The organism is Stutzerimonas kunmingensis (genome assembly GCF_032106285.1).
GTDB lineage: Bacteria > Pseudomonadota > Gammaproteobacteria > Pseudomonadales > Pseudomonadaceae > Stutzerimonas > Stutzerimonas kunmingensis_B.
In genome coordinates this window covers 36,237-47,106 of record NZ_DAMCPO010000029.1, presented here as the reverse complement: position 1 = coordinate 47,106, position 10,870 = coordinate 36,237, and the positions used below count along the sequence as shown (strand labels likewise).

10 protein-coding genes are annotated in these 10,870 nt (G+C 52.8%); 7 read left to right on the top strand and 3 right to left on the bottom strand.

What is annotated here, in order from left to right; all coding sequences use genetic code 11:
• Window positions 1–54: 54 nt before the first annotated feature.
• Both RT582_RS18990 and RT582_RS18985 read right to left on the bottom strand, forming a co-directional pair.
• Window positions 55–1,098: an ATPase, T2SS/T4P/T4SS family gene (locus RT582_RS18990; protein ID WP_313479303.1), complete on the bottom strand. Its 1,044-nt coding sequence runs from the start codon at window positions 1,096–1,098 to the stop codon at window positions 55–57.
• On the bottom strand, window positions 1,095–1,850 hold the full coding sequence (locus RT582_RS18985; protein ID WP_313479301.1) for a hypothetical protein: 756 nt from the start codon (window positions 1,848–1,850) through the stop codon (window positions 1,095–1,097). Before RT582_RS18985 ends, RT582_RS18990 begins: the two co-directional genes overlap by 4 nt.
• Before the next feature lie 1,174 nt (window positions 1,851–3,024).
• Here RT582_RS18985 and RT582_RS18980 point away from each other — a divergent pair.
• The 7 genes from RT582_RS18980 to RT582_RS18950 are packed head-to-tail and all read left to right on the top strand — an operon-like array spanning window position 3,025 to window position 10,179.
• Complete coding sequence (locus tag RT582_RS18980) at window positions 3,025–5,160, top strand: TraM recognition domain-containing protein (protein ID WP_313479299.1); 2,136 nt, start codon at window positions 3,025–3,027, stop codon at window positions 5,158–5,160.
• Entirely contained in the window at window positions 5,161–5,994 is an 834-nt protein-coding gene (locus tag RT582_RS18975; protein WP_313479296.1) for a ParA family protein, read from the top strand.
• Window positions 5,991–6,926: a ParB/RepB/Spo0J family partition protein gene (locus tag RT582_RS18970; protein WP_313479293.1), complete on the top strand. Its 936-nt coding sequence runs from the start codon at window positions 5,991–5,993 to the stop codon at window positions 6,924–6,926. The genes RT582_RS18975 and RT582_RS18970 overlap by 4 nt, the downstream gene beginning before the upstream one ends.
• A gap of 8 nt (window positions 6,927–6,934) precedes the next feature.
• A complete protein-coding gene (locus RT582_RS18965) occupies window positions 6,935–7,378 on the top strand; it encodes a hypothetical protein (protein WP_313479291.1) in 444 nt (147 codons plus the stop codon).
• The gene (locus tag RT582_RS18960) at window positions 7,371–7,958 is read left to right on the top strand and encodes a hypothetical protein (protein ID WP_313479290.1); all 588 of its coding nucleotides are present in this window, start codon (window positions 7,371–7,373) and stop codon (window positions 7,956–7,958) included. Before RT582_RS18965 ends, RT582_RS18960 begins: the two co-directional genes overlap by 8 nt.
• Window positions 7,955–9,751 carry a type I DNA topoisomerase gene (gene topA / locus RT582_RS18955; RefSeq protein ID WP_313479287.1) on the top strand — a complete coding sequence of 599 codons (1,797 nt, stop codon included), beginning with the start codon at window positions 7,955–7,957 and terminating at the stop codon, window positions 9,749–9,751. Before RT582_RS18960 ends, topA begins: the two co-directional genes overlap by 4 nt.
• Window positions 9,748–10,179, top strand: a complete 432-nt coding sequence (locus RT582_RS18950) for a hypothetical protein (RefSeq protein WP_313479283.1) — start codon at window positions 9,748–9,750, stop codon at window positions 10,177–10,179. The genes topA and RT582_RS18950 overlap by 4 nt, the downstream gene beginning before the upstream one ends.
• A gap of 16 nt (window positions 10,180–10,195) precedes the next feature.
• Here the strand turns inward: RT582_RS18950 and RT582_RS18945 are convergent, their stop codons facing one another.
• Entirely contained in the window at window positions 10,196–10,555 is a 360-nt protein-coding gene (locus tag RT582_RS18945; RefSeq protein WP_313479280.1) for a hypothetical protein, read from the bottom strand.
• Window positions 10,556–10,870 lie beyond the last annotated feature (315 nt).

Here is a 10,870-nt window from a genome sequence, read left to right as displayed (position 1 = left end):
CCCCCACTGGCCGCTCGCCACAGGGGCGAACCCCTGCCGCCGGAGGCATACAAATTAAAAAAACTTCCGACCTACATACTCGTGCCGGCCAAGAGATTCGTTATAGACAAACACCGGCTCAAGCTCTGCACCGTTAGACAAACATATATCTGTAATCTTACGGCCATACTTGCGAAGATTTCGGGCAGCATGAATAAACATCTTGGTATTACCGAGCACCTGAAATCCCGCCAGGTCATAACTAAGCATGCCCGAACTTGATAGCAGATACTGCAAGCGCTTTACAGTGTCGTGAGGCCCATTGGAATGCAGCGTCGAAGCTGTCAGCGTATGCCCAGTGTTGCCAATCTGAACCCATGCAGACGCAGCCTTGGCCTCTCGTATCTCTCCAACCCAACAGTAGTCGGGGTTCATTCGAAGCATCGCATGAATCAGATCGACCAACTCAATTGCCTTCACGCCATCCTTCACGCGCCGCCGAGGAGACTCTAATGCAACCGAGTTAGGGAGCATCTGGCGCAGATAAAGCTCCTGCGTGTCCTCGGCCGTGATAAGCACGGCGTCGGGGTTCACGAACTCGGCACAGGCACGCAGAAAAGACGTTTTGCCCGACCCCGTATTGCCACTCACCAAGAAATTGTCTTCCTGTTCGATGTGCTCACGGATGAAATCGACCATATCGACAGTAAGCGCCCCGTACTCAATCAGCTTCCCGAAAGAAAGCACCTCCTTGGGCGGCAGACGGATTGTGACAGTAGCGCCCCTAGGAGAAACCTTGCTAAGCGTGCACTGCAGCCGCGAGGTATCTGGAAAGCGCGCTTCGAGGATCGGGTGATCGTCACCCACATTCTGACCAAGCGCGTTCGCCACCTGGCCTATGAAGGTGACAAGATCAATCTCGGATGCGAATGCATTGCTGACCCGAATCAGCTGACTACCCTTAACAACCTTAATGTCGTTGTAGGCATGAATCAGAATATCGGTGACACCCTCCTGGGTGTACAGATCCATGATGGGTTGCATGTAGTGAAGCACGCTTTCCCAGTCATCGATTGATGACGCTGCAACATTTCCAATTGGCGTTTCGATTGTGCTCATAAGCGAATGACCTCCTCAACGCAAAACTTGAAATAGCCCGAGTCATGGACGTTCAAGGCTGAAAACCCATCCAACCCCTTTAGCTCCAAGCGCCCCCGCTCGTTTTTCGTATAGATCGGCCATACTGGCTCGTCGTATTTCTGCCTGTAGAGATTCATAAGCTCTTCATTTGGGAAGACATAAAGCACTTCATGGTAAATCTCCCGCTGTATGTTCTTCAGATGCGACAGCAGGATGTTGTACAGCCGCGGGGTCGATTTACGGCTTAGCTCGACCTCCAGCGCGACACGCCGCCCACCCGCATAGTGAAGGAGCGCATCTGGCAAGTGATTGGCCCGTGCCGCCTTCAGATCCAGATCACGCTCAGGCGAGAAAGACTCGACCGCATCCCGCCGATCCAGAAGCACCTTCTGCACCGTTAGCGTATGAACAAGCAAATTCCAAGAAGGGGTTCGCCGCCAAGTCAGTGACTTGTGCGGCAGATACAGCTTCGCCAGATTGAACCCTGATTCACTAAGACCATAAACAGTGATTCCTAGCCCCGGCGCTTTCGTCGTGATCACCAACCGACTGTCTTCAAGAGACTTAAAGAAAGCCCCTTGCCCTCGCGCAACAGCTCCGAACATTCGCGCTAGAGTGTTCCTATCTGAGTAATCAAACATGGCCAACCATTTGATTATCTCTTTGACCTTTTCCTGGTTCCGGCTACGTCCACGCGCGCCCGTCCAACCATCGCTCAAACGCTCACCCACCACCACCTCCTACGCCACCAATTAATCGCGTTTGCTTTGGGAACGGCTGAAAGCTCGTTCCTGGAGCGGGCACCGCTCCCGCTTCTGTGGAACGGCCAAAAGCCGCTCCACCAGGAACAGCCAAAAGCTGGTCCTGCGCTTTGCTTTGGGAACGGCTGAAAGCTCGTTCCTGGAGCGGGCACCGCTCCCGCTTCTGTGGAACGGCCAAAAGCCGCTCCACCAGGAACAGCCAAAAGCTGGTCCTGCAAAGGAGCGACCGAAGCGCAACGCGCGAAGGCCGCTGCATAAAAGCAGATAGACAGAATCCCGAAGCGACCTAGCGTAGGGATAGGCCCCCAGGCCGGTCTGCTCCCGCGTAGGCCGTCCAGGCCGAAGAGGGAGTGCGAAGCATCTATCTTGCAGGCGCCGCGCGCCCGTCCGGCAGCGCCGGACCCCCCGCGTGAGGCGTTGGTAGGCTGCCGACGTCCAGGAGGCCCTACCAACCCGAAGGGGCGGTTCCGAGGAACGCAGGAATCGCCCCGTAGGGCAAGGAACGTGCTACGACCGTAAAGCTGGGGACGCGAAGCGTTCACGGCTTTAGGGAGTGTTCCGCCGCGCCGAAGGTGGGGGGTCCGTCGTAGACGGACGGGCGCGCGGGTGAATTCGGCAAGGGTTGCCCCGTCCAGGGGCGTTCCTGCCGAAGAGGGCGGCGTCGAGTATACTCGACAGAGCCCTAAACGCAGCCGGAGCGCTCCTCCGGCGAAGTATGGCAGCCCCCTGGGCTGCCACGACCTTGCCACGCAAGGGCGGCTTTCAGCTCTTTGCATTGGCTCTTCGCTCTATGCTTTCTCTATGCTTACATCCTATCAGCAATCCTATACTGATGCATAGGAAGAGCATAGAGCGGCGACAGGCGGCGCCGTAAGGTTCCGAATCGGAACCTTGGCTTCTTGGGCTCGTATCCCCTGCCAGGCAAAGGTTCCGATTCGGAACCTTGGCAGGGGTTGCGGCGGGTTCCGATTCGGAACCCAAGCCAGGCGCACCAGGGCGCCCGCTGTATGCCTCTTGGGTTCCGATTCGGAACCCGTTCATCGGCTTTGCTGAAAATGTGCAATTTTCCAGCCCTAAAGCAATTGCACCACAGGAACAAATGGCGTAAGGTCTCCGCATGTTTTAACAGCGAGGCGCGCCCGGAATGGAGTTCTTAAAGTTCGTTTTAGACAATACCGAGACGTTCGGCGTAACGATTGTTTCGCTGCTCTTCGGCGTCCTCTTGGTGCTGATGGTAAGTGGCGCGATCACTCACGACGACGAATCGACCGCGCTAGAAATGACCCTAATTTGGGTCAAGCGGGCCTTAATTATTCTCTTGGTTTCTTGGCTTCCTATCTTCGGCTTTTCTCTTTATGCCCTTGCATGGAGGCTCTACGGAAAAGAATTTGCAGGTCGCTATATCCATGAATGGGTATCGCTTCTATGGGGGTCGGTTGTAGACGTGTCCTGGCGCGCCCTCCCCCTCGTATTCCTGCCACTCTTCATTAAGTTCGCTATATGGCGCTGGGTAAAGCCGCTTATATCTTCCCAGTGGAGGCGCTGGGGAGTTCTTCAATCTGGTGATGCCGCTTCAGACATTCGAGTCGAGTTTAATCGCATCAAAGCTAGAACTTTCAACCCCCGCGACTACTATGCAAGCGGGAAGATATTTTGGGGCTTAGACCAGTCGGGCTCACCCGTATATACCCCGGAAGATGAGTTCACTAAAACGCACACGAAATCAATCGGCCCATCACAGACTGGTAAAGGCGTCATGCTTGGCGTTCTGCTTGACCAGGCAATAAGCAAAGGCTGGGGGGCGTTCTTTGTTGATAAAAAACCGGACGACTTTATTCCCGATATTATGCGTGAGTCCGTTGCACTCAACGGGCGCGGTGATCTGCTTGTTTTAGATCTGACCGGCAAACTGCCTGGTGGATATCACCCATTTAAGTACGGCTCCGCACGGGAGCGCCGCGAGCGGGTTGTTAAGGCTCTGGGTATGCGAGACACAGGAACTAACGCCGATCATTACAAACAGAACGCGCGCGAAGCCCTAGATCTACTAATGCCGTATTGGACAACGGGCACCCTTTCTCACCTAAAAGATCTTGTGGAATCCCCCCCGTCTTCCCTGACCGACAGGCAGCGCCAGCTTATTCTTATGTTCGGCGGAAATATCAAGTCGCCCCTTAACGAACTGATTGGCCTCGGCACCCTGGAGCCAAAAGGGGATGGCTTTAAAGTTGAAGAAGCCTTCATGTCGTCCCGAGTGATCTACATTAGATCCGACATACAGGACACCGTAGTACGCAAAGCCGAAACCTGTCTGCTTGATGAAATGATCCAGGTAGTTCGGAATATTCGGATGCCTAACTATGTGCTGGGCGTTATTGACGAAGCTCGATTCTCGATGACCGAAACCCTCGCAGACTCACTAGCGACTGTTCTATCCAAGAAACTAATATTGACTCTTGCTTATCAGTCTGTAGAAGACCCGCTCAACCTGACCGACAAGACGCTAAACGCGAAGTCGATTAAGAACGGCATTGAAACCAATACCCAGAACACTCTGGGATATCGCCCAAACGACAATGAAACTGCAGAATGGCTTTCAGATTTGACGGGCGAAACGCAAAAAACCATCACAAAAATGGAGAAAGTAACTCGCAACGCAGGAGGCGCCGAGGAATGGGATGGTGAGCGCACAGTAGGCCAGCAAGCCGAGAACCTGATTCATACCAACCAGCTCTTCGCCATGCCCCCTCGTGTTGGTGTACTTATACGCCCTGGCATAATGGCCACATTGCTCTATACCTGCTGGGTTCCCGTGAAGGAAATGAAAGGATTGTCGAGCCGACCCGCCGACAACCCCGCCCCAGAATCACCGCCCCCAACGACTCCGGAAGCCCCCGCCGTAGCTATGGTGCCTCAGAGCCAAGAGCCTGATGTTGAACTTCAAGGCGAAGATCCTTTCGCTGACGCCGATGACCAGGATTCATTATCGAACAGTCCCTCAGCCCCCCCGCCTGCCTACACTGAAACAAGCTCCGCCGCACCAGAATCTGAAGAGACAGACTTTGACGCGTCTCTGTACCCTGCCGATTCTGATGACCAAGAAAGCTCACTAAACAGCGACACTCCAAAATTAAGCGAGGCTCAGATTGCTGCCATTGAAGCGGCCGGAGCGCAACTTACTGCAACGAAATCCAAAGCAAAACCAAAAACAAAAGCCACCACCCCCACCCAGCCATCAAAGCCGGATCTGTCACAGCTTAACGATATTGAGGGTATCTAAATGACAACACCAACAAGCACCGTCACGTTTCCCAAGATATATTCGGTTATGAGCCCAAAGGGTGGAGTGGGCAAGTCCACCAGCCTAAGCGCATTAGCCCTATATATTTCAGAAGTTCGTAATCAGAAAGTGCTTCTGCTAGACCTTGATAATATAGCAACTCTTACCAACAACTTTCAGGGCGACAAAGTTAGGCACCCTGAACTAAGTAATGTCACCGATCTATATGTAGACCCAGACGGCAAAGACATGCTTAAAGTAAGCGTTGTTCGCCCCAATATTCATCTAATACAAGGCGACAGCAAGATTCACGAGATTAACAGCAAGAATAGCATCGAGCTAATAAGTTTGCTGGAGGATAACTTACATCAACGCATACCTGACATTAGTACATATGACTACATCCTAATTGACACACCGGCTGGTGTAGGCAACTCCGTTCTATCGGCGTTAATTTGCTCGGACTACATATATAGCCCAATTGACCTTGACACAAACTCTATCAGCGCGATTGACGAATTGACGCGAGTTCTGAAGCCCATAAAGCGCCGCATGAATCCAAAACTCGCCTGGAAAGGCTTGTTAATAAACCGAGTCGCCAAGCTGGTCCCAGTACTAGGCGCCCGGCTCCCAGAAGCCCTTAATCACCGCAAGATCTACACCGACATTACATCCAAGTACACCGACGTGGTGCTGGGCGTGATTTGTAATCGCAACGCAATTCAAAGAGCCGTTACGTCAGGCCAATGGATAGCCGGCCGCGACCAATCAAGCCTGGATGCAATCCGCGAAGTAAGCACCTTTTGTGAAAACCTGCTGGAGACTAAAGCATGAGCGATTCGATTTCTGACCTTCTAAATGCCGCTGAAGACGCTGGCATTCAGATAAAGCCGGGCGACCAGATCCAGCGGATTCACCGATCTCTGATACTGCCAGACCCGAACCAAAATCGTGATGACTGGGACGACCCCGCGACCCGCGCACATATAGAAGGTATCAGAAAGCTGATGACGAAGAAGCTACCCAGCGGGCAGTTCTTCGGCATTCGCCTCCCCCTGCTGGTCGGTCAGCCAAATGAAGAAGGCAAAGTCCCGCTTATCGATGGCGAGTGCCGCTGGCGGGCCTCCGAGGGCGTCGAAGAAGAGCTGCAGTACCTGCCATGCCTGGTGCGGGCCGGCGATCCGCTTGAGCTGCGCATGGATCATGCTACTTCAAACGGCGCACGCAAGGACTTGACCCTCTACCAGACAGCTCGCGCTATTCAGCGAGACAAGGAAGAGTTTGGCCTATCGAACGAGGATATTGCAGCTATTCACGGCCTACGGGGCGCTAAGGCTGTAAGCAAGCACTTGGCGGTACTCAAGCTCTCCCCCGAGGCACAGAAGTTCGCCAAGGACGGGTCATTTAAAGACGTCAATCTTATCTATGAGTTGCGCGATCTAGACCCATCGGAGTTGAAAAAGCTTGAAAAACTCATGGCTAAGGGCGACAGCTTCCAGCAAGCACTGAAAGCGATTACTAATCGGAAAAAAGCAAAGGAAGCGCCGAACAACACCAGCGGTGAGCCAGAGAGCGCTACCGGCCAACCGAGCCCCCCGAGCAGCAAAGGTTCCGATTCGGAACCTAGTGAGAAAATAACCCTTCGAGGCATTGATTTAGCTGCAGCTGTGGCGCTCGCGGACCTTCTGGGCGTCGAGGATGCCGCCAACCTCCCCCACCCCGCGCTTGAGGCAAAAATCCTCGCCTCGATCACAAGTCTCGCGTAGGAGTACCTATGCCCCTTTACCGCGTCGCTTCCGCGTCAGATTACGAGCCGTTCGACCTGGCAGGGAAAGTCATGTACAGGCTGCCGTGGGAAACATCGTTTTGCCCTGGCAACCCCTGCAGCGACCCCCACCAGGGAGCGCGCGATTACAACGCCTATCAGGCCAAAGCTATGGGCCTCGACGGTGAAACAGATCCAACAGATGTATTCCTGCGCGGCCTTCAGTGGGCGCTCGCTTCTGACTCTCCAGAAGCCATCGCCTTTGCAAGGGAGATTATCGACTCAGTCGAGACGGGCAAGCCTATCGGCCTGCCCGTCCGACCCACATGGGAGAGTCAGGAATCTCTTGCTTACAGAACCGCCGCCTCGTTTTTGAATGATCGTCTCCCGGCCCTCGTTAGCAACTACCTGACTCAACTAAAGATCAGAGCGAGCTGGAACCGCAATGGATAAAAGAACCCAAGCCGAAGCAAAAACCAAGATTCTAGTGCGCGACAAATACCTACTCGCTATGTGGGACTCGGGGTCGCAGCGCATCTGCGGCAAGCGAGTAGCCCTTGGCCTGTTCTCTGTCGAATCCTTCAGTTCAAACAAGAAGCCGGAACACCAGGTAGCCCGGCTACTTGCAGAAAGAATTGTTCCGTTCCTGCGTGACGAGATCATGCAGAACGAGAAGGTTCTCCGCGACAATCTCAAAGAGGTTGAAAAGGATCTACAGGATCTACAGCAAGACCCGCTCTATGCCAGCATCGAGCTGGCCGAAGCGCCAACGCAAACCTATGAGATCACTGTCGAACAGCGCGGAGCTTGGCCGCTTGTAAATCTCTTTGTCCGCTCGTTCGTCCTGGTAGACATGATCACCAGCACCCTGAAACGCATTCACAGTCTCGGCGCTATTGACTTCTCAACCTACAAGCGCCGTGAAAAGAAGCTGGCCAAACCAATGTGGCAAACCATGACCCGCCTTGAGGAGGCGATCAAGGGTTACCACCTCCAACGCAAGGCCATCAGCAATATTAAGGAGACTGAATGACAAACCTTCTCATTGTTGAGTCGCCCAAAAAAGCCAAGACGATAGCCGGCTACCTCGGTCCAGAGTGGGAAGTCCACGCAAGCGTTGGGCATGTTCGAGATTTACCAGATAAATCTATCGGCGTTAGCCCCCCAGATTTCCGACCTGAATATGTTTTCACAGGCAACGGCAAAGAGATATGCGAGCGCCTTTCTCGCGTTGCGTCGCGCTGTGAGCACGTTTACCTTGGATCGGACGATGATCGGGAGGGAGAGGCAATTGCCTGGCATTTGCAGCAGATTTTAGGGCTTAAAGAGCCGCGTCGGATTGCATTTGGTGAGGTTACAAAATCGTCGATCACCAAAGCTATCTCTGAGTGGCGGAAGATCGATGTTCATCGTGTGGCGTCACAGGAGGCCCGCCGAATTACTGACCGCCTGGTTGGCTACCAGGTGAGCCCCACCTTACAGCGCGCCCTGGGAAGCTGGGACCTGTCAGCCGGCCGCGTTCAGTCGGTAGCTCTGAAGATTGTTGTTGAGCTGGAACACAAAATTGAGCAACACCAGGCATTGTCGTATTACACAGTAGAGGCTGAATTCGACGGCGGCTGGTCTGCGCAGTGGCAAAGTGGTGAGAAACATTTCACAGACAAGCACCTGGCCGAGCTGGTGGCTAAAGCCAAAAACTTCACTGTGCTCGATTATGAGACAACCCACTCAACCTCGGCACCGTTCTCACCGTTCATAACATCAACCCTGCAGCAAGCCGCCAGCAACGCATTAAAGATGCGCCCGAAGATCTGCATGGAAACAGCGCAGAGCCTCTATCAGCAGGGGCTTATCACCTATATGAGAACGGACAATCCGAACCTGACAGATGAAATGATCCAGGCAGTTCGTCTATACGCGACGGACCATGGACTAGCTCTTCCGCCTGAGCCTCGATCCTGGAAAGCGCCAGAAGGCGCACAGGAAGCTCACAAAGCGATCATGCCTACGGATCTGTCTCGACTAGAAGCCGGCGAGACGGACAAAGAAAAAGACCTGTATCGTCTCATTTGGCTTCGAACAGTAGCTTGTCAACTCGCGGACGCGGAATTTAAAAACCACAAGATTACGCTTGAAAGCAAGAACACAGAGCAACCTTATGTGTTTTGCGCCACATACCAGGAACTAACCAAGCCTGGCTATAAGCAACTCATGCAGCGCGACGATACTGAGGAGGCGGAGGAGGGCGGCGCACCCAACGCTGCACTACCCATGATGGCAGCTGGTTCCGCCATCACAGCCAAGCAGGCCCGCGTTAAGACACAAAAGACGAAAGCACAAAAGCGCTTCACTGAAGCATCTTTGATTAAGCAGCTTGAGAGACTGGGCGTCGGCCGACCGTCGTCCTATGCTGGAATCATGGAGACCATTACCAAGGAGCGCGGCTACGTCCGAAACAAAGGGAAGACACAGTTCCTGGAGCCGACTGAGCGCGGCCTGAAGGTATACAAAGCACTTGAAGGCCGATTCTCATTTATGAATGTCGATTACACAAATGAACTGGAATCAAAGCTAGACGGCATTCAGTCGGGCACCTCCAAATACAAGGCCGTACTAAGCGAAGTTTACAGCGACCTGAGTCGAGAGATTGACGATTTTAAGAGTCACGTCAAACCCATTCACCCTTGTCCCAAGTGCGGAAATGGACTGATGCATACCAAAAGTGCCAAAGGCTCATTCTGGAGCTGCAGTGGGTTTATGGACGGATCATGCGACGTGGCGCTGCCCGACAAAGAGGGCACCCCTCTCCTGGCTGCGCAAAAATGAGGGATTATTCCCGCGACCTGGTTGCGTTGCGTAACCAGGTCGGTATCAACCAACAGATGGCGGCAAACCTTCTTAAGACGCCCTTCAGAACCTATCAACGATGGGAACAAGAGGGCTCTCGCATGCACACAGCTTTCATGGAACTCTTGCGGTTCAAATGCAGCGCCCCGAAGGACGTGATAGCCACCTATCTAGTTGAAGTAAATACCGAGCCCACCCCAGCGGAGATAAAGTCAGCTCGCCTGAAGTATGGCATCGAGGAGCCAGATTTAGCGGGGCAAGTCATCTATATGAAAGATAAGACCTGGTATCGGTGGGAATCAGGTAAACGCAAGATGAAAAGGGCGTTCCTTGAGTTATTCTATCTAAAGCAACGCACCCCCACTCCAATCTATGAACAATACGCAAAAAAAAGAGAGATAGCCTAAGCTATCTCTCCCGTGTTTACACCAAGTTAAGCGTGTAAACGTTACGATGATACTCAACTAACTTCGCCGCATCCTTGAAAAGGAACGGCTTAGTCCCGTAAGTATACGCATAGATTCTAGATAATTGCCGGTTAACGTGCAGGCGAATTATATAGAGAGTATCAGTAGGCCCAGTGAGGAACGAAACTCGTTCAACACCAAGCGGACCACCAATATCTACGTAAGTCATCAAACGCAAACAATTGGTTTGTCTAAATTGAATGACGTCTTCCCAAGATATCGGTTCAGCGATATCAGTAGCAGAAGCAAACAAACCGACCGATAAACCGTCGATTAATCTTTCGTCAAAATCATGTTGCTTTAACTGGATATGCATAGTAGCACCCTTAGTTTAACGTTATGGACTTTTCAACCAGTCATAGAGTCCGAATCTGGCCCCTGTATAATAGATGATCGACGAAATTTTGTCTAGTTAGGCACGGAGAGAGCAGGGGAGGGGTGGGGAGGGGTAGAGAAGAGTTTTAACTATTGCTTTAGTAAGCACCCTTAACATCAAAGATGCTTAATAAAACATATGACCTGACTAACTACGCCCTCCGAAGAGGGCAATAGCTCGACTAATCTACTGCTGTGGCTCATCTTCCTTTGGAGGCATGATTACTAGCTTCCCCGAAACCGACAGACCTGGGGT

Bases quoted from the DNA above. Each gene is read 5' to 3' on its own strand.
- RT582_RS18990 (WP_313479303.1), bottom strand. From the start codon at position 1,098: ATGAGCACAATCGAAACGCCAATTGGAAATGTTGCAGCGTCATCAATC.
- RT582_RS18980 (WP_313479299.1), top strand. From the start codon at position 3,025: ATGGAGTTCTTAAAGTTCGTTTTAGACAATACCGAGACGTTCGGCGTA.
- RT582_RS18975 (WP_313479296.1), top strand. From the start codon at position 5,161: ATGACAACACCAACAAGCACCGTCACGTTTCCCAAGATATATTCGGTT.
- RT582_RS18970 (WP_313479293.1), top strand. From the start codon at position 5,991: ATGAGCGATTCGATTTCTGACCTTCTAAATGCCGCTGAAGACGCTGGC.
- RT582_RS18965 (WP_313479291.1), top strand. From the start codon at position 6,935: ATGCCCCTTTACCGCGTCGCTTCCGCGTCAGATTACGAGCCGTTCGAC.
- RT582_RS18960 (WP_313479290.1), top strand. From the start codon at position 7,371: ATGGATAAAAGAACCCAAGCCGAAGCAAAAACCAAGATTCTAGTGCGC.
- topA (WP_313479287.1), top strand. From the start codon at position 7,955: ATGACAAACCTTCTCATTGTTGAGTCGCCCAAAAAAGCCAAGACGATA.
- RT582_RS18950 (WP_313479283.1), top strand. From the start codon at position 9,748: ATGAGGGATTATTCCCGCGACCTGGTTGCGTTGCGTAACCAGGTCGGT.
- RT582_RS18945 (WP_313479280.1), bottom strand. From the start codon at position 10,555: ATGCATATCCAGTTAAAGCAACATGATTTTGACGAAAGATTAATCGAC.